The 19,831-nt window shown below is 46.7% G+C and carries 14 protein-coding genes; 12 read left to right on the top strand and 2 right to left on the bottom strand.

Annotated elements, in window-relative coordinates; all coding sequences use genetic code 11:
* From P2W76_RS07470 to P2W76_RS07500, 7 genes are all read left to right on the top strand, one after another.
* On the top strand, positions 1-1,858 hold a 1,858-nt coding region (locus tag P2W76_RS07470; RefSeq protein WP_276347062.1), incomplete at its 5' end, for a tail fiber domain-containing protein.
* A gap of 73 nt (positions 1,859-1,931) precedes the next feature.
* Positions 1,932-4,004, top strand: coding sequence for a hypothetical protein (locus P2W76_RS07475; protein WP_276347063.1), 2,073 nt, complete (start codon positions 1,932-1,934; stop codon positions 4,002-4,004).
* Between the two features lie 33 nt (positions 4,005-4,037).
* Positions 4,038-5,957, top strand: coding sequence for a hypothetical protein (locus P2W76_RS07480; RefSeq protein ID WP_276347064.1), 1,920 nt, complete (start codon positions 4,038-4,040; stop codon positions 5,955-5,957).
* Positions 5,958-6,076: 119 nt separating this feature from the next.
* Positions 6,077-9,853 (top strand): hypothetical protein, encoded by a 3,777-nt coding sequence (locus P2W76_RS07485; protein ID WP_276347065.1) that lies wholly within the window; start codon positions 6,077-6,079, stop codon positions 9,851-9,853.
* Between the two features lie 418 nt (positions 9,854-10,271).
* Positions 10,272-11,510: a gliding motility-associated C-terminal domain-containing protein gene (locus tag P2W76_RS07490; protein ID WP_276347066.1), complete on the top strand. Its 1,239-nt coding sequence runs from the start codon at positions 10,272-10,274 to the stop codon at positions 11,508-11,510.
* 6 nt (positions 11,511-11,516) lie between these two features.
* A complete protein-coding gene (locus P2W76_RS07495) occupies positions 11,517-12,449 on the top strand; it encodes a type IX secretion system membrane protein PorP/SprF (protein ID WP_276347067.1) in 933 nt (310 codons plus the stop codon).
* Between the two features lie 185 nt (positions 12,450-12,634).
* Entirely contained in the window at positions 12,635-14,278 is a 1,644-nt protein-coding gene (locus P2W76_RS07500; protein ID WP_276347068.1) for a hypothetical protein, read from the top strand.
* 83 nt (positions 14,279-14,361) lie between these two features.
* Here the strand turns inward: P2W76_RS07500 and P2W76_RS07505 are convergent, their stop codons facing one another.
* Both P2W76_RS07505 and P2W76_RS07510 read right to left on the bottom strand, forming a co-directional pair.
* Positions 14,362-14,952, bottom strand: a complete 591-nt coding sequence (locus tag P2W76_RS07505; RefSeq protein ID WP_276347070.1) for a hypothetical protein — start codon at positions 14,950-14,952, stop codon at positions 14,362-14,364.
* A 1,632-nt stretch (positions 14,953-16,584) separates the two neighbouring features.
* Positions 16,585-16,809, bottom strand: coding sequence for a hypothetical protein (locus P2W76_RS07510; RefSeq protein ID WP_276347071.1), 225 nt, complete (start codon positions 16,807-16,809; stop codon positions 16,585-16,587).
* A 378-nt stretch (positions 16,810-17,187) separates the two neighbouring features.
* On the opposite strand from P2W76_RS07510, the gene rplC reads away from it, so the two are divergent.
* The 5 genes from rplC to rpsS are packed head-to-tail and all read left to right on the top strand — an operon-like array spanning position 17,188 to position 19,829.
* Positions 17,188-17,805, top strand: coding sequence for a 50S ribosomal protein L3 (rplC, locus tag P2W76_RS07515; RefSeq protein WP_276347073.1), 618 nt, complete (start codon positions 17,188-17,190; stop codon positions 17,803-17,805).
* Positions 17,806-17,809: 4 nt separating this feature from the next.
* Entirely contained in the window at positions 17,810-18,439 is a 630-nt protein-coding gene (gene rplD, locus P2W76_RS07520) for a 50S ribosomal protein L4 (RefSeq protein WP_276347075.1), read from the top strand.
* A gap of 1 nt (position 18,440) precedes the next feature.
* Entirely contained in the window at positions 18,441-18,731 is a 291-nt protein-coding gene (gene rplW / locus P2W76_RS07525; protein WP_276347077.1) for a 50S ribosomal protein L23, read from the top strand.
* Between the two features lie 7 nt (positions 18,732-18,738).
* Entirely contained in the window at positions 18,739-19,563 is an 825-nt protein-coding gene (gene rplB, locus P2W76_RS07530; protein ID WP_276347079.1) for a 50S ribosomal protein L2, read from the top strand.
* The gene (gene rpsS, locus P2W76_RS07535; protein WP_079702237.1) at positions 19,563-19,829 is read left to right on the top strand and encodes a 30S ribosomal protein S19; all 267 of its coding nucleotides are present in this window, start codon (positions 19,563-19,565) and stop codon (positions 19,827-19,829) included. The genes rplB and rpsS overlap by 1 nt, the downstream gene beginning before the upstream one ends.
* The last annotated feature ends 2 nt before the right edge of the window (positions 19,830-19,831 follow it).

Consider the following 19,831-nt stretch of genomic DNA (forward strand, 5'->3'; position numbering starts at 1 on the left):
CCTTGCATCACCAACATTTACCGGTACCGTATCTGGTATCACCGCCACAATGGTTGGCTTAGGTAATGTGAACAATACGGCTGATGCTGATAAACCGATCAGCTCAGCTACTCAAACAGCACTTGACGGGAAAGCTGCCAGTGCAGATCTTGCTTTAAAAGCACCTCTTGCATCTCCAACATTCACCGGAACTGTTTCCGGTATCACTGCGGGAATGGTTGGTTTAGGCAACGTGAACAATACTGCTGATGCCGATAAGCCGATCAGCTCAGCTACTCAAACAGCCCTTGATGGAAAGGCTGCTAGTGCAGATCTTGCTTTAAAGGCACCTCTTGCTTCACCAACATTTACCGGAACTGTTTCCGGTATCACTGCAGGAATGGTTGGACTAGGTAATGTTAACAATACGGCTGATGCAGATAAACCAATTAGCTCAGCAACTCAAACTGCGCTTGATGGGAAAGCTACTACAGCTGCTTTAGCATTAAAGGCTGACCAGAGTTCAGTTGATCTGAAAGCCCCTCTTGCATCTCCAACCTTTACCGGGACGGTTACAGCTCCAACCTTTGTTGGAGCCCTGAGCGGAAATGCAACCACTGCAACTACAGCAGGATCCGTTACCACCAATGCGAACTTAACTGGTCCGATCACTTCAGTTGGGAACGCAACAAGTATCAATTCCCAAACAGGAACGGGTAATACATTTGTAATGAATACTTCACCAACACTGGTTACACCAAACATCGGCGCCGCCACAGGAACAAGCCTTACTGCCTCAGGGAATGTAAGCGGTTCGGTTGTAGTGTCTACAGTTTCTACAGGTACTGCACCATTTACCGTGACTTCTACAACACCGGTAGCTAATCTAAGCATTGGCGGAAATGCAGCTACTGCAACTACAGCAGGATCTGTAACCACCAACGCCAACCTGACCGGCCCTGTTACTTCAGTAGGAAATGCGACATCAATTGCTAATGGTGCGATCAGCAATGCTATGCTTGCCAATGCAGCAGTAGGAAACTTATCTGGAACAAACACCGGCGACCAGACGGCAACTACTGTCGCTAACGTACCAGCAGGCAACATTGCAGCGACTACAGTTCAGGCAGCAATTAATGAGCTGGATACAGAAAAAGCCAATCTGGCCTCACCGACTTTCACCGGTACCGTAACATTGCCAACCGGAACGATCGCTGTTACCCAGTCTGCAAACAATAACTCTACAGCAATTGCTACTACCGCTTACGCTGACGCGCAGGCAGTAGCAGCCAAGCTTGTTAACGGATCAACCGCAGGTGATACACCATATTGGAACGGTACTGCCTGGGTCGCAGGAGGGAACATCTTTAATAATAACGGAAATGTGGGTATAGGGATGGATCCTGTTGGTGCGCAGAAATTACAGGTTAATGGAAAAGTAAAATCAAACGGTATCAATGAAACGTCTGATGAGCGCTGGAAAACGGATATTAAAGCCGTTGAAAATGCCCTTCCAAAGGTATTGGCTATGAGAGGGGTGAACTATAACTGGAGAACCGGGGAATTTCCAGAAAAGAATTTCGCATCAGGCCGCCAGCTTGGCCTGATCGCCCAAGAGGTCGAGAAAGTTATTCCGGAAGTTGTGGATACCGATGATAAAGGCTTCAAATCTGTTGAATACTCTAAACTGGTGGCGCTCTTACTTGAAGCTATCAAAGATCAGCAGAAGCTGATCAGCAAACAGGAAGCAGATATTGCCAGCCTGAAATCTGACAGTCAGCGTGTCGAAAAAATGGAAGCGGAACTTGTTAAGGTTCAAACGCTGCTTCAAAACTTGTTAAAAGGTAATGTATCTGCGCAGCATGGAAATGTTAACTAATTCATGGCCGGCAAGACGGCGCATTTCTAGTCCGGCTACGCTGGTTCTTTTTTGTGGGCTTATTCTCTGTTCGTTGTCAGCTTCCGCTGCTGAATATTTTTCAAGGAGTACGGGGTCTTTCACTACAGGTACCCGCTGGTCGACCCAGCGAACAGGAGGTACTGTTGTTGCTTTTCCAGGCAGTACGCATACCTATACTATTCAATCGGGACACAACATATCGATCACTGCGGCGACGGCGACTGCCGGAATCACAATAGAAGCCGGAGGTACATTAACGGCAACTACGTTCGGGCTTACGATAACCGGGAGCTGGGCCAATAATGGCGGGACATTTGACGATGGGACTACTGCTACCGTAACATTTTCAGGTGTCTCATCGATCAACGGAACAACGAATCCGCAGAATTTTCAGAATGTTACCGTTGCCAGCGGAGCGTCATTAACTATCAATTCGCCGGTTGTACTTGCTGGTAACTTTGCGTTTGCAGCAACCGCAGCCAACATTGTTGTTACTATTGCCGGTACTAATTCCCTATCTGTTACAGGGACATGGTCTATGCCACGGCCAAGCGCGGGCTTCACGTCGACTATCGCAGTCGGCGCGGGAACGCTATCTGTAACAGGTACGTTCACGATGTCAGCCACTGTGACTACAAGAAATAATATAATGACCATCTCTACCGGTACGGTCAATCTGGGGGCTCTAACCACCGGCACTACCGGTTGTCTGTTTACGTTTACCGGTGCAGGTACTTTAAACATATCGGGTACGCTTTCCGGAGGGCCTCCCGCTCTTACCCAATCTACGGGGACGGTTAATTTTACCGGAGCCTCCGCACAGACCGTCTGGAATGAAACTTTTTATAACCTGGGTTTTTCAGGTGCGGGAACGAAGACCATAGCAACTGGCTCCACTGCAATCGTCCAGGGTAACTGGACCGTAAATAGTCCAACGACCATGACCACGACAGCGGCTGCCAACGTTACCGGGGATATCACAGGATCCGGCAACATCACCATGGGATCAGGCACAATAAACATACAAGGCGACTGGACAAACAGCGGTACGTTTACACGAGGCACCGGGACAGTTAACTACAATGGGAGCGGCGCTCAGAGCGTGGCAGGTCTTTCTTATAATAACCTGCAGGTAACCGTGGGCGGGACAAAAACACTTGCGGCGAACACTACGGTCAACAACATATTGACGGTTTCCACACCGGCGACTTTCGATCTCGGTACCTTTACCGTTACGTTGCCGCTTACAGGAACTCCTTTGGTAATTACGGGTAGCCTTGCAGGGACGGGAAAGATGCTCTTTTCAGGAGGTAGCGGGCAAAATGTGCCCGGGACAAGCTATTACGATCTGGAGTTCTCAGGCACGGGAACAAAAACCATCGCGGCGGGAACAACGATTACAGTGGGCAACAACTGGACCGCTGGCAGTGCAACAACAATGACTACCACTGCAGCGGCTAACGTTAACGGGAACATCAGTGGTGGAGGTGCCATTACGATGGGATCGGGAACGATAACCCTGGGAGGGGCCTGGAGCAATAACGGTCCCTTTACGCGAGGGACGGGCACCGTTATATACAACGGTGGTGTACAGGACATCGCCGGCCTGACCTATAATAATCTCCAGGTTTCGAATGCTGGAATAAAAACTCTGGCAGCCAATACGACTGTAGCGGCAATCCTCACTGTCAATGCGTCCTCAGAACTTAATCTTGCCGACAAAGTTTTAACATTGTCGGCCACAGGAACACCATTTGTTAATAATGGAACGGTTAATACGGCTACCTCAACCGTTATATATGGGGGCACTACACCAACTATCGCGCTGTTAAACTATTTTAACTTAACCGGGTCTGCAGGTGGCCCTAAGATTTTTCCGGCAGGTACCATCGGCATAGCCGGGGCATTTACCCCTTCCGGCGGAACATATTCTGTCGATAATGCAAATATTGTAAACTTCAACGGCACAGGTCCTACGCAAACCATTCCAGCCTTTATGTTTAAAAAGATGATAATCAGTGGTTCAGGTCAAAAAATAATTGCAACAACTGTAGACGTAAACCAGGTGGATATAGAAGATGGTCCGACTATGGACATAACAACCGGCCAGCTCAATGTTAACTAATATAATACTCGTATTAACTAACCTTCAAAGATTATGAATGCTGTTCGTCAATATCAAAAAACATTTGTTAAATGTGCTCTTGGTAAATTCGCTGTATGCTTAACCGTGTTTGTGTGTTTATGCTCCGCAGGATTTGCCGCCATCCGTACCTCTACCACAGCCGGAGGTAACTGGAACTCAACCAGCACTTGGAGCGGGGGAGTGATACCCCTGGCGGGTGATGAAGTAGTTATAGCAACAACAGGAACCAATGCGGTAACAGTTGACGGCATCAGGACTTGTATTAAACTTACTATAAACAGTCGCGGAAGACTCGTTATCAGCGGCACAAATATGCTGACCGTGAACGGCGCTGTAAGCATGCCGCGTCCAGGTAATGGATATACCAGCGAATTAAATGTCAATGGTGGCACATTAAATGCAACCGGTTTGTTTACCATGTCAGGCTCAAGCGGTACCCGCTACGCCACACTTAATATTACAACGGGAACAGCAAATCTTGCAGGGCTGACTACAGGCGGGGCGGCATCCAGGATTATCTTTGCCGGCACAGGTGTACTAAACTTATCGGGAACGCTAAGCGGAACAGCGCACACATTCACACCTGGACAGGGAACCGTGAATTTCACCAGTGCGGCAACGCAATCGATCTGGCCGAAGGTGTATTACAACTTAGGCGTTTCGGGGGCTGGTACAAAAAATCTTTCCACAAGTACTACGGTAAATAATCGTGTACAGGTTGATGGCACTCTGAGCCTGGGCAGCTACACGCTGACTCTTCCCGGGCCTGGCACCCCGCTTGTTGTAAACGGAACTCTTACTCCCGGCACCGGAACGGTTTCGTTTACCGGGACCTCCGCGCAGACTGTCGCGGGTACAACCTATTATAACCTGGCTTTTTCCAATGGGGGGACTAAGACAATCCCAACAGCTTCTTCGGCTAATATTTCAAACGATTTTAATGTAGGCAGCAACACATTGTTTGCAGGAACTTCAACGGTTATAGTTGGCAGAGATATCACCGGTGCAGGTACTATGACGATGGAGTCGGGAACACTCACTATAAGCCGGAACAATACACGGACCGGAGCTTTTGTACCCGGTTCCGGAACGGTACATTATGCAGGAGCCGTTGCGCAAACAGTACGTGCGGTCGAGTATTTTAATCTTAAACTATCCTTAACCGGCAATAAATCGGTTGCGGCTGACCAGGCTATTGTAATCAATAATGATCTGGATGTCAACAGCCAGTTTACCCTTCCTGGTGCAGCGAGCGCAGATATCGCAGGTAGTGTAATTGGTACCGGAAATATCATTCTTGAGGATGGCGTGGTATCTCTTGAAGGAGATTGGATGAACGAAGGCAGCCTCGAATCGGGCAGCAGTACAGTTATATTTGACGGCAGCGCTGATCAGATCGTAGCCGGCAATGATTATTATAACTTAGAAACCGGGGGAACCGGATCAAAGACCCTGAGTGATGCAGTAATTGTCAGAAATGTACTGACTGTGGGTGCAAACAGCGAACTGCACCTGGATAGCCAGGACCTAACCTTGTCGGGAGCTGGTACGCCTTTAGTTAATAATGGGCTATTTTCGCCTTCAGCTTCCACTGTAAATTATACTAATGCAGGACAAACGGAAATAGCAGCTGTAAATTATCATAATCTTAATGCTGCCGGCGGTCCGAGAAAGCTTGCTGAAGCCGGCACCATCGGAATTTCAGGGACATTTACTTCTGGCGCCGGAGAATACGAGGTGATAAACAGCACTGTGAGCTTTAACGGTGTAAATCAGACGTTGCCCGAATTTACTTTTTATGACATTGCGCTCGTGGGACCGGGGGTAAAACTGATAAACAGCCAGGTAAATGCCAAAACCATAACAATAGAGAGTGGCGCCATACTTAACCTGGAATCTGATAGCGGGGGGATGCTAACCATTACGAACTAAGCTTTCCGCTTGAATCCTTCGTTGTTTTTTAGTATATTTGATAGGCTTTCGCATCCCAGGCGCATACGAATTGCTTACCGGATTTTATTATACCGACACTGCCTGGTGACTTTCGGCATATGAAAACGATAATACCTCGGTTTAAGAAAGAACGATGCCAGATTTGCATTGCGCTGCTTTTCCTGGTATCGTTTTTTCGTGCCTCGTCGCTGTCTGCTGCCATTATTACATCAACCGCTGCGGGGGGTAACTGGAATACTGGTGCGACCTGGGTTGGAGGGAATATCCCGGCTGTAGGCGACCAGGTAGTTATCGCAACGAGCTCCGGCGGATCGGTTACTTTAATTGCCAATCAGACATGTACGGGCGTAACGATAAATTCCGGAGCGATTTTAAACCTTTCTTCTTTTACGCTTACTGTTAATGGTCCCTGGCAAAATAATGGTACGTTTAACGACGGCACCGGAACGGTCACTTTCGGTACCGCTAATGCTGCCATTAATGCCGGCAGCGGGACAGCCAATTTTGAGAATATCATAATTGCGAGTGGTGCTACAATGAATATCAATACCGATGTCGCCGTGAACGGGAACTTTGATTTCGTGCTGCCTGCAGCCAATAATATCGTAAATATTAACCTGAGCAATTCCTTATCAGTATCAGGTAACCTGACAATGAACCTTCCCACAGCTACGCGCACCAGTACTATAGCGGTGGGTGCAGGTACATTAACTGTTAGTGGGCTTTTTAATATGCAGGCACAGGCCACATCGGGCAGGGCCAACGTAATTACTATCTCAACCGGTACTGCTAATCTGAACGGCGGCTACTCGACGGGAACAGTAGCTCCTACAATAGCGGCTGGCTGTAAGATCACTTTTACCGACGCAGGAATCCTTAACCTCTCGGGAACCCTTACCGGAGGAGCCCCCGCCATCGTCCAAAGTACAGGAACTGTGAATTTTAAAAGCGCAACAGCCCAGGGAATCTGGTTGGAGACATACTATAACCTTGGTGTTTTTGATGGTACAAAATCCCTCCTCGGTGCAATCACTGTTCAAAATCAGTTAAATGTTGCATCCGGAACTCTTCAGGCCGGGTCGTTTGCCATGACTCTATCCGGATCTGCCAATGCATTTATATGTGCCGGAACATTTAATCCGGGTTCTGCTTTAGTCACTATGAGTGGCGCAGCCGAAACGACTATTCCCGGCACCACATTTAATAATTTAACTGTAACCGGCGGCAATAAAACAGTTCAAAGCGGTACCATGCTCACTGTAAATGGCAACTGGGCACAGAATACCAGTGTAGTAATGGATGGAACAGCCAATGCCTATGTAGGCGGTTTGCTGTCAGGATACGGCGCCCTGACAATGGGATCGGGAACGTTGAGCCTGGATTCTTCGTACACGAGCTCGGGTACCTTTACTCCGGGAACAGGGACGATAAAATATATAGGCAACGGAGGAGCTGTTAAAGTAAACTGGACATATTATAACCTGGAGATCGACGGCAACAGAAGTATTACGGGGGCTGTGACAGTTACAAATGTGTTAACAGTGAACAGCGGTAAAACACTCAGCATGGGCACCAGCCCGGTGAACCTGACCGGAGACGGTAACCCCATAGTAAATAATGGGACAATCGTCTCCACGAGTGGCGCGCTTGTTTTTGCAGGGACGGGCGCGCAGGTTATCGGATCGGGTACTTACCCCAAAACCACACTGACGGGCGGGTCCAAGACGATTCCTTCTGGCGCCAATGTTAATATTGCGGGCGCCTTCGCTATCACTGCTCCGCTGACAATGGAAGCAAATTCCATCGCTACCATCACAGGCGCGGTGACTATGAGTTCTCCATTGATTGTCGAAAACTCATCAACATTCAATGTTAATGGGACATTCGTACCCAATGCTGATGTAACCTATAATGGAAATGCATCCGGTACATTTACCGGTGCGGTAAGCGGTAGCGGAGGAACGACGATGTCGACCGGCACTTTGACCTTTCAGTCCACTTTCGCAGGAGGAACATTTGATCCCGGTACAGGAAGGGTGGTGTACGACGGAACCGCTGCCCAGGCAGTAAGGGTGGGCATAAACTATTATAACCTGGAATTATCGAGTTCAGTATCCAATTCAATTGCTTCCGGAACGCTGAATATTGCGAATAACCTTATCATCGAATCTGCAACAACCCTTACAACAAGCACTACCCTGAATATAACCAACGATATTACTGGCACGGGGGCATTTACCGCCGCAGGCTTCGTTAATCTTCAGGGCGACTGGCTGCATACAGGTACGCTTACGCCAGGCACCGGCACAATACATTATAATGGAACCGACCAGATTGTCAAAAGCCTCAGTTATTATAAGTTGTCTATGACCGGTGGAACTAAAACCATGGATGGTAATATTACCGCCACGAATTTAGTTACAATTAATGCCGCCACCATATTGAACATGGCTGGTTTTACACTTGAGCTCCAGGGCGGAACAGTAAATGCCCTGAGCAACCTCGGAACACTTACAGGTAACGGTAAGGTTAAGTATGCTGCCGCTGGTGCCCAGACGGTCAATGCTTCAGTTTTTTATGATCTCGAATTCACCGGCGGTGATAAGACAATTGCAACAGGAGTTACCATAGAGACAACTAATGACTGGATTGTTTCTTCGAACGTTATCATGACGAGTACGCAGAATGTAACCGTGGGCCGGGACCTGATCCACAATACCGGTGCGTTGATTGACCAGGGTGCAGGGGTCATCCGGATAGGGAGGAACTGGACAGCCAACGGGGGTACATTTGATGCAGCCACCGGAACAGTGATATACGAAGGCGCCAATCAAACCATTGCACCTTTTAGTTATGCTACGCTTATATGTGATGGTACGGGGATAAAATCTATCACCGGCAATATCATTATCACAGGAGTGCTCACCATTAATCCCGGCGTTACGTTTGACCGCGATACCTATAATGTTACGCTTTCTTATAATGGCACCCCATTCGTTAATAACGGTACGCTTACCGGCAATGGTAAATTCTTCTATACCGGTACAGGTACACAAAATATAGCGCCAGGCTCTTATTATGACCTTGAGTTCAATACCGGGGCAAAGAATCTTCCGGCTAATGAGGCGCTGGAAATACTAAACGACTGGACGATCAGCTCAGTAACAGTATTCGGAGAGAATACAACGGTTTCGGTATCGGGTAATATCAGTGGCGCGGGTGCATTCACTCTTGGCAATGGCACCCTGAACTTAGCCGGAAGCTGGGATAAAACCGGCACCTTTACTGCTTCTAATACCGGGATATTCCATTACAATGGCGCTGCTCAAAATATCGCTGCATTGGACTATTACAAATTACAGATCTCCAACCCCGGCGTTAAGTCCCTTGCAGCCAATACAACCGTGAGAGATGTTTTAACGGTCAACTCGGGCTCAACCCTTGGACTAGGGGCATTTACATTAACTCTTCCCCTGGCGGGAACACCATTTATCAACCAGGGCACCATGCTGCCCGGAACCTCAACTGTACTCTATACCGCTGCCAGCCAGACCGAGATTGCCCCGGGAAGTTATTATAACCTGACCACAAGCGGCGGCCCCCGCAGCCTGGTAAACGGCGGAACTTACGAAATCGGAGGGACGTTCACGCCCGGCTCGCCCACTTTTACGAGCGTAACCGGAAGCACGGTAAACTTCAATGGCACCGCTGCCCAGACAATCCCCGCATTTACATTCCATAAGCTGATACTTAGTGGTGCCAATGATAAATCCGTTCTAACTGCTACCAGTGTAACTGTATTTGATCTTGAAGTGCAGGATACGGCAGTACTTAATATTGCCGGTACCGGTGTGATCAACATCACCAAACCTTAGGAACGACTTCTGGTGTCTATTTAACTGCCTGATTTATTGTTGCTTTCGTACATCCTGCGTGCAAATCAATTTTTTATAAGGAGTATGATAAAAAACGAAACTATTTTATCTGTTTCAGCGTAAAAAATTGCTTTGAAAGCAAGACTTTATTGCAGAACTTTAAGGGCCTGAATTAAGAGTGTTTTTTAACATCTTATTAATAAGGACGTTGCCGGAAAATAATATTATTGTATCTTGTTGTTTGCTTGAAACCTGTTTGTCTGCAATACAGAGGTTTCGTTTGCACAATATTGAAAAGAAAGCTTATTGATCTAAACTTTACGTGATATCCAAAACCGCTATAAATAAACTGGTGCATTCCCGCAAGGTTTGGCTTGTCCTGTTTGTCACCTTACCTTGTTTGGCCAAAGCTCAGGCAGTGAACGAGGTCCACATTTTTCGTGATGCTTCCATATACGCGCATCCTAATTCCAGCACCAACATCTTTTCTAATGTTTCGCAGGGCGGTACCTTTGTATCGTATGATACAGCTCTGATACATTTTTTTGCACAGATATGGCAGAACCAGCCGGGAAGCCGCTTACCGGATGAGTCACCTCGCGGGATTGACGGCATTGGAGGCATATTCAGGTTCTCAGGACAGTTTTTCAATCCACAGCAAATCGTATCGGCCGGTTCACAGCCCTATAACGGTTTTCCCAATGTAAGAATTGATAACCCTCTTAATGTAACGGCAACAACCGGTAATCTTCATATCAACAATAACCTGGATTTTGTTAATGGCAATCTGATACTGGATGATGTGGACGTAACAGTTGGCCGTAATGGCGGCGGGACGATCACGGGTTTTAGTGACAGGCGTTTTATTGTGACAGGAACAGGAATAACAGGGGGGAGCCTGATGAGGAGTTTTAGCGGAGCGGCAAATACAGCGACGGCTTATCCGGTTGGTACTACGCTTACAAGCTATACACCCGCTTCTGTCATCTATCGTGGCATCCCGCAGAATATTAAAATACGAGTGGCCGACGAGGTATATAATAAAACTAATTTCCCCGAATATGTATACAAGACCTGGATCGTGGAACGTGATTTTCCGGATGCATCAGGAAGCCTCGATCTTACACTGCAGCATAATTCAGCCGACGAGGGTGTCGAATATTTCAGGAACAGGAACGATGCTTATGTGAGCCGATATGATGCGAACCTTACGGGCTTATATGACATCGTAGCCCCTCATGCAACTGTTACACCGGGAACTATAAGCAGCGGTGCGGCGGTGTTCGATTCGTACATGAATACCAGGCTAAACATCGGAGCCCTTAAAGCCACCGAATATTTTACGAAATCGGTGATCAAAAAGCAGGTGGATGAGAATACTCCTGTAAATATGCCGGATGCTATTTCGCCAAATGGCGATGGGTTAAATGACCGGTATGAGATAGTAAAGCGCTTGCCAACCGACAGGGTACGTTTTGAAGTTTACAGTCGCAACCAGGTATTGGTCTACCAGCACCTGGACTACGATAATTCTTTCGATGGCAACGGCAATCAGGGCGGTTTCATGGGCGATGTACTTCCTGATGGTATTTATTACTACCTGATCAGTGTAAATGGTGCTAAAGGTATTCCGGGGTATCTGATTATTAACAGGTAAATGCGTATGAAGAAAATAGTTACTCCTCTTACTATTTGTATTTTATTGCTTTCAGCGTTCAGCCTTCAGCTTTCAGCGCAGCAGCTCCCCCTGTACTCGCAATACATGTTCAATACGCTGGAGATCAATCCGGCGTATGCGGGCTTTAAGGAGTCGATGCAGTTTACCAGTATTTTCCGGAAGCAGTTCAACGGCATTAAGGATGCACCCCAGACTGCCTTGCTCTCTTTTGATATGCCCATAGGAACCACTCAGCTGGGTGTGGGGCTAAAACTTGTTGATGATAAGATCTCTGTGTCACGCACTACAGGGGCGCAAGGCTCTCTCTCATACCATATAGATGGCGATAATTCCAGGATGTCTTTCGGCCTGCAGGTGGGGGCACTGAATTATAAGGCAAATATGGCTGACCTGAACGTGACCCACCCCGGCGACCCCATCTTTGCCCAGGATGTGAACACGCTGGTTGCCAATTTTGGGACCGGGATATTCTATAATACCGATAAGTTCTACGCCGGCGTTTCTGTTCCTAACATCGTACGGACCCATTTGCGTGAAACAAATATTGCTCTGAACCATTACGAAGTTAAGCAAAGCCCTCATTTCTATATCAATGCGGGTATGCTCATCGACCTCAACGATAATTTTATCCTGAAGCCCAGTTTCCTCTTACGCGGGGTGAAGGGTATACCTTTAAATTATGACATTAATGCCAATGTCTTTTTCCGTGATCTCTTCTCTATGGGTGTTTCATACCGCAGTCACAGCGCTGTGGTAGGGCTGATGGATGTACGGGTAATACCGGAGCTAAGGCTTGGATATGCTTATGATTATAATGTGGGAAGACTGAATGCTTTCGCGAAAGGAACGCATGAGATCATATTAAGGTATCATATTCCTATTGACAGGGATATATTGATGCCGTCGTACTTGTTTTGAGAGAAACGGAAAACTGAAAACTGAAAACTGAAAACGGAAAACGGAAAAGTGGAAAGTGGAAACGGAACTGAAGGTAAGAGGGAAGTAAAAAAGGAAAAGAGAAAACAAAAGGATAAAAAAACGAAAATATAGGCGTCGGGGTCAAAGCTTTCAGCTTTCAGCTTTCCGCCTTCAGCAAAAAAGATATGCGCAAACTATACTCATCATCGTCCAGTTACAGACTGCTTCTCGCCGGGATCCTATCCGTGCTTATAGGAAGCGCTAACGCACAAATAAAGATCGGTACTAATGGTGCTACTATAGCACCTTCGTCCCTGCTTGAGCTGGAAAGTGCTAATCAGGGCTTGTTATTGCCGCGTATGGCGGATACGGTAGCAATAAACGCGTTAAATCCACCCAATGGTATGCTGATCTATCTTACCAAAACCCCGGCGGTAGGCCTGTATGTAAGGAAAGTTACCGGCTGGGAATTCCTTACCGGATCGCTTGGGGGAAATGGTAATTTCAGTTCCTTAACTGTGTCGGGCGCCGTAACTGCAGGCAGCTTCAGCGGGCCGTTAACAGGGAATGCAACCTCCGCAACTACGGCTTTGACAGCAACAAATTCACTCAATTCGGCGGTCACAAATGATGTTTCAACTACAGCAGTTACTTATCCGACTTTTGTTACGATGAGTCCCGGTAATTCCGCCCTGCGTACCAGCAATACCAATTTAAGTTATGTGCCGGGCACAGGGGTACTAACCGCTCTTGGATTCAGTGGTCCTTTGACTGGAAATGTAACCGGAACCGCGACCCGGGCAATTGATGCCGTGAATTCGGCTAATAGTGCCATTTCAAATAATATTACTGCTAATGCATTGCACTACCCAACATTTGTCTCCGGAACGACCGGAAATCTGCCCCATCAGACCAGCAGCCCTAATCTTACTTTTAACCCGAATACGGGAATATTAAGTGCTACTACGTTTAACGGCAACTTAACCGGTAATTCGACCACGGCTACAAATGCCACTACAACGACCATTACTGATGACATTATCAGCACCGCCGTCACTTATCCTACATTTGTCACAAATACTTCCGGCAATTGGGGACAAAGAACTGCGGGCACCCGGCTCAGCTTTGTTCCTGCAACAGGCATTTTAACAGCTTCGGGCTTTACATCGACAGTGCCAACGGGCACAGCGCCGTTTGTGGTTGCTTCATCCAGTACTGTAGCTAACCTGACTTCAACAAACACAGTTAATACAGGAATAACTAATGACCTGGGTACGAACTCAGCAGTCTATCCAACGTTTGTGAACGGGACAACAGGCTTTCTCGACCAAAGGGTGTCTAATTCGAGGTTAAGTTTTATTCCTCTGACCGGGCAGCTTAGCGCTACTAGCTATACTGGCCTCTGGAACGGCTCAGTTATCGCCGGACAATATGGAGGTACCGGAGTTAATAATTTAGGACGTACTATAACACTGGGCGGTAATCTGACAACTTTCGGTGCTAATAATATAACACTTCGAACAACTGGTTTGACGGATGTAACTCTGCCAACAGGTGGTACACTTGTGGCAGCACTTTCGGCCAGCGGTACTGTAGCTTTTAATGCAACTCCAGCCGGTCAAACCAGTGATGGTCTATCTACGATCACAGTAAATGGTGCCGTTGATGGGGATGTGGTCAGTATCGGAGTGCCATTTGCAACCATGGCTGCAGGAGGAACTTATGTGGCCTGGGTTAGTGCACCGAATACGGTGAGCATCCGTTTTAGCAATACGACGGCTGGCCCCCTGACTCCATCAGCAGTATTTAATGTGAAAGTCTTTAAATAAGAACCACCTATGTATAGAAGACTAAGTTCTTAACCGTGTGGTACGTTTCCACTTACAACTATAACGTACAACATAAAACTCCCTTACCTTCCCGTTATCTCCGCGATCCGGTTCCTCTCCGTCTGCAGCTCCCTGGCCAGTTTTTTCTCTTTGTCATTGGCAGAGATCTTATATTTTTGAAACTCCTCACTAAGTTCATTGAACAGGCTTGTGCGATAACGTGCTTCGGTGAGCGCTGACTTGTTGCGGTAGATGGTAAACGTTAAAGCTGCCGCGAGCATTAATACAAGTCCCCACATCAGCAGGTTATAGGTGCCTTTTTCCATCGGGATACCCAGCAGGCTAACCTGGTTTACACTGGCTCTTGATTCCTCGAGTTCCCGGTGAAGAGAATCGAGCTCAGCTTTCGATTGAGTAACCGATTGTGCGCTGCCGGCGATCTTCGCGTTGGCTTCATTCTTTAATTGTTTTTCCCGGGCGAGCGTATCCAGGATGTTTCTCCAGAACAGGTCCAGCTTTTCTTTCCGGATCTCTTTGAATCCCTGGTATGAACCCGATTTTACAACCACGTCCTGGTATTGCTGGCTTAAGGTAGTTCCGGGTGTCTGGGCTTGAAGGTCTAGTGATGTATATATAATAAGGAGTAGGAGGAGGATAGGTTTTAGTTTCGGCATAAGGTTTAGTTTTTATAGTAAAACAGTTTTGACGGGGATTTATTGTGTCTGGGTTTGAGCTGTGGGCTGGCTTATTCTTTTTACCGCAGAGTGTGATATAGAGGCAGGCCCTATGTTTTAGACTTAAATAAGTTAAGCGCTTCGCGCTTGATTTAACGCAGAAAGCGCAGAGTTTTCGCAGAGGGCGCAGAATCAGACGGCTAATACGTGCTAATAAGCATTTTCCCACCTGGCCTCCGCGCTCTTTGCGTGTACTTTGCGCCCTCTGCGGTAAATTTAACACAGCGTTCAGATCAAAACTCCAAATAATTTCGCACGCCTGCCTGTTACAGTCTGGGCTTACCGATGTTGTAAACTATCCAAAACCTGCAAGAAACCCGCAATATCACCATCAGTATGCTCCTGCGTTCTAAGCACATCTTCAGCACTGTCTAAGCACTGAGATAACACTAAGATAAGGCCGTGATCAAACTTGCGTGAAGCTGCGGGTTATATTGATCGCAACCACTATTTGCGGGTTCGTGCTGCATAGCGTAAGCATAGGAAGTTCCCGCTCGGCACCTGCGGTTGGGGCCGCGTACCAGCACGAGATCCTTTCAGGACCTAATCGGGAAGGGCGAAACTCCGATTTCACGCAGAATTTCTGACTATTTATTATGTATTTCTTGAAATACTATCTTTTCTCTATTACGAGTTTCATAATTACTCATTCACCGGTCTTGCGAATTTCATGATTGCCGAAGTGCCGGCATTATCGATTTCATAATTGCGCATTCACCGGCATTGAAAATATGGTAAAAGTGCTTTTATGTGGTGAAAGAGGGGGATTTTTTGTAAATTAAGGGGAGGGGGAAGGGATAGAGTTGAAAGTTGAAAGTGGAGACCCGATAGCTATCGGGTTGAAAGTGGAGGGAGGATGCGGGAAGTATGAAAGAGGAGGGGATGGGATTTTGGGATGAAAGGGGAGTGAACGCTTAGTGAACCACTAGTGAATCCTTAGTGAATGAAAGGAAGAGGACTAAAGTCGGAGGTCTGACGCAGGAGCCCGTCTTCCGGACGTCTGGGAATGAAGTATGGGAGTAGCCATTTCAGAATGGTGTTATGAAATTGTACCGGTATGAGGAGTGAATATAAAACCATTTAAATGTTCGTCTATGGAGAAATGAAGAGAAATGAGGTATGAGGTACGAGGAAGGAAGTAAGACTCGCAGCTCATACGTGTAACCCGCCGGCAAAGAAAGACCTGCCAGATGGTCAATAGCTTACTGTTGCTTTAAACACAAACACTGGTGCATTACAGTTATTGGGTTCTAATCCCGAATGGTGCCGTTAGTATGGTGAGGCCAAGAGCTCTGGCAGTACACCGAACGCGAAAGAGGCGGTAAGTATGAAGACTCTGCTAAAAGTATTATTTAAGAGCCAGGTATCAGGAACCAAGAATCAAGATTTTCCACAAAGCGGGCCGCACGTGATCAAGCCGGGGAGAATAAGGGCCTCTTCCCCGATTAAGTCGGGGATCTCGTGTTGGCACGCGGCCCCAGCCGCAGGTGCCCGGAAGCCTGTTAAGTTGTGCAAGATGCTGCAAACCGGATCACAGCTGCACGGGGTTTGAACCCAGGTACATTAAAATACCTAGCCAGGCATATGCTGCGCATGCCTGTAGGGAGACCCCTGATCGAGCCAGGGGAGAATAAGGGCCTCTTCCCCGATTAAGTCGGGGATCTCGTGTGGCACGCGGCCCCAGCCGCAGGTGCCCGGAAGCCTGTTAAGTTGTGCAAGATGCTGCAACCGGATCACCGCTGCACGGGGTTTGAACCCAGGTACATTAAAATACCCAGCCAGGCATATGCTGTGCATGCCTGTGGGGAGACACCCGACTTAATTGGGGAAGAGCTCGCTATGCAAACTGCCTTCAATCAATGCGTCAAACCTGCGTAAGCTAAACCGGGGCGGCAGGAGTAGCTTTTGCTTGTCTATTAAGAGTTTAATGAAATACAAAAGTCCTGAGCAAAACTACTCCAGAGCACCGGACTGTCGGTTCCGATGAAGTGGAGGTTTTGCTTTTCAAAATGGAAAGCACCTCATCTTTGGAGAAGAATACAAATTATTCAAAAATAACTTCACAACTCTTTGATAATTAATAAGACTTTCCTATCTTTGCCCTCCCTTTAGAGGGGTTTACTATGTCTTGAACGAAGCCCTACTGCTTCGATGGACACAAATTGATTAAAGAAAATGTCAGGAATTATTGGAAAAAAAGTAGGAATGACCAGCATTTTCGATGCTGAAGGGAAGAACATCCCCTGCACAGTTATCGAAGCTGGCCCATGCGTAGTTACTCAGCTACGTACCGTCGATACAGACGGCTACACCGCAGTTCAGTTAGCTTTCGACGACAAGAAAGAGAAAAACACAACCGGTTCATTGAAGGGACATTTCGCAAAAGCCAAAACTACACCTAAGCGTAAGCTGGTTGAGTTTAAGACTTTTGAGGATGAAAAAGCTCTTGGTGACACAGTTGACGTATCGATCTTTGAAGAAGGTGACTATGTTGATGTAGTTGGTACCTCAAAAGGTAAAGGATTTCAGGGTGTTGTAAAACGCCACGGATTTGGCGGTGTGGGTGGTCAAACTCACGGTCAGCACAACAGGTTAAGGGCGCCAGGTTCACTGGGAGCTTCTTCATGGCCTTCACGTGTATTCAAGGGAATGCGCATGGCAGGACGTGCTGGTGGTGACCGCGTTAAAATTCAGAATCTTCAGGTTTTGAAGGTGTACACAGAGCAAAACTTATTGGTAGTTAGCGGTTCAATCCCGGGAGCTAAGGGTTCTTACGTAATCGTTGATAAATAGGAAGATGGAAGTTAAGGTTATAAATATATCAGGTAAAGAAACAGGTGCCAAGGTGCAGCTTCCTGATGCGATCTTCGCCGTAGAACCAAATGATCACGCGATTTACTTAGATGTAAAGCAATACTTAGCGAATCAGCGCCAGGGAACGCACAAGTCTAAGCAACGTAATGAGATCGCAGGATCTACCAAAAAATTATACAAACAAAAAGGTACTGGTGGTGCCCGTGCAGGATCTATCAAATCGCCATTGTTCAATGGTGGTGGCCGTATATTCGGTCCGCAGCCCCGCGACTACAGCTTTAAGCTGAACAAAAAGCTTAAATCATTAGCGCGTAAATCAGCACTTACTTATAAAGCACAGGATAATAACATCGTGGTTTTGGAGGATTTCAATTTTGATTCTATCAAAACTAAAAACTACGTAAAGTTAGTTGCTGATTTAAACCTGACTGACGCTAAGTCTTTATTAGTGTTGCCGGCAGCAAATAACAATGTTTATTTATCAAGCAGGAACATCAGGAAAGCAAAGGTTGTTACCGCTGCAGAATTAAATACCTATGACGTATTAAATGCAGGAACATTATTGCTTACAACTGAGACTGTTAAAACATTAACGGAGGCGTTCGCGAAGTAAGATGGAAATTTTAAAGAAACCAATCCTGACTGAGAAAGCATCGTTGTTAACTGAAAAGTTAAACCGCTTTACTTTCAAAGTAGATCACAGAGCCAACAAATTGGAGATCAAGAATGCGATCGAAAAAATGTACGGCGTGAACATCAAAGCTATCAATACATCGGTAGTATTTGGAAAAACAAAATCGCGTAACACTAAAGCAGGTGTTGTAACAGGAAATGCTCCTAAATACAAAAAGGCTATAGTTACGCTTAATGATGGTGAAACTATTGACTTTTACAGCAATATTTAATTAAGACATGGCAGTAAGAAGATTTAAACCGGTTACCCCGGGTACTCGTTTCAGAGTAGGAGGAGTTTTCTCTGATGTAACTACTAACGTTCCTGAAAAGTCGTTGGTTGTTTCGATCAAGAAATCCGGCGGTAGAAATAATTCCGGTAAAATGACTATGCGTTATCTCGGTGGGGGACATAAAAAGTCATACCGATTGATTGATTTTAAACGCGATAAAAATAACATCCCCGCAACTGTTGCCACTATCGAGTACGATCCAAACCGTAGCGCGCGTATTGCCCTGGTGCATTATGCTGACGGTGAGAAACGTTACATCATTGCCCCGGAAGGACTGACAGTAGGAATGAAGATCGTTTCAGGCGAAGGTTCAGCTCCGGAAATTGGAAACGCTCTTCCTTTGAAGAACATTCCTTTGGGATCTATTATTCACAACATTGAACTGAACCCTGGTCAGGGAGCTATCATTGCTAGAAGCGCGGGCACGTATGCACAGCTTTCAGCACGTGATGGTAAATATGCGATCATTAAAATGCCTTCCGGCGAGACGCGTATGATCCTGGCTACTTGTATCGCTACTATCGGTACGGTTTCTAACTCTGAAAAAGCTAACGAAGTGTTAGGTAAAGCAGGTAGGAAGCGTTGGTTAGGCCGCCGTCCAAGAGTTCGTGGTGTGGCAATGAACCCTGTCGATCACCCTATGGGTGGTGGTGAAGGAAGATCATCTGGTGGTCATCCACGCTCTAGAAAAGGTTTATTATCTAAAGGCTTCAAAACCCGCGATAAAAAGAAATCATCTGATCGTTACATCATAGAGAAGAGGAAGAAATAATGGCTCGTTCAATAAAAAAAGGACCCTATATAGATCATAACGTAGAGAAGAAAGTATCTACTATGAATGAGGGTAACAAAAAATCGGTGATCAAAACTTGGTCACGCCGGTCAATGATCTCTCCGGATTTCGTAGGCCACACATTTGCAGTACACAATGGAAATAAGTTTATTCCGGTGTATGTAACTGAAAACATGGTTGGTCATAAGCTTGGTGAATTTTCTCCAACGAGAACATTCAGGGGGCACTCTGATAAGAAGAAATAAGC

The sequence above is a fragment of the Daejeonella sp. JGW-45 genome (assembly GCF_029360805.1).
GTDB lineage: Bacteria > Bacteroidota > Bacteroidia > Sphingobacteriales > Sphingobacteriaceae > Daejeonella.

Excerpts from the sequence above, each read along its gene's own strand:
- rpsS (WP_079702237.1), top strand. The coding sequence starts at position 19,563 with ATGGCTCGTTCAATAAAAAAAGGACCCTATATAGATCATAACGTAGAG.
- P2W76_RS07510 (WP_276347071.1), bottom strand. The coding sequence starts at position 16,809 with ATGCACAGCATATGCCTGGCTGGGTATTTTAATGTACCTGGGTTCAAA.
- P2W76_RS07485 (WP_276347065.1), top strand. The coding sequence starts at position 6,077 with ATGAAAACGATAATACCTCGGTTTAAGAAAGAACGATGCCAGATTTGC.
- rplB (WP_276347079.1), top strand. The coding sequence starts at position 18,739 with ATGGCAGTAAGAAGATTTAAACCGGTTACCCCGGGTACTCGTTTCAGA.
- P2W76_RS07480 (WP_276347064.1), top strand. The coding sequence starts at position 4,038 with ATGAATGCTGTTCGTCAATATCAAAAAACATTTGTTAAATGTGCTCTT.
- rplC (WP_276347073.1), top strand. The coding sequence starts at position 17,188 with ATGTCAGGAATTATTGGAAAAAAAGTAGGAATGACCAGCATTTTCGAT.
- P2W76_RS07495 (WP_276347067.1), top strand. The coding sequence starts at position 11,517 with ATGAAGAAAATAGTTACTCCTCTTACTATTTGTATTTTATTGCTTTCA.
- rplD (WP_276347075.1), top strand. The coding sequence starts at position 17,810 with ATGGAAGTTAAGGTTATAAATATATCAGGTAAAGAAACAGGTGCCAAG.
- P2W76_RS07500 (WP_276347068.1), top strand. The coding sequence starts at position 12,635 with ATGCGCAAACTATACTCATCATCGTCCAGTTACAGACTGCTTCTCGCC.
- rplW (WP_276347077.1), top strand. The coding sequence starts at position 18,441 with ATGGAAATTTTAAAGAAACCAATCCTGACTGAGAAAGCATCGTTGTTA.
- P2W76_RS07505 (WP_276347070.1), bottom strand. The coding sequence starts at position 14,952 with ATGCCGAAACTAAAACCTATCCTCCTCCTACTCCTTATTATATATACA.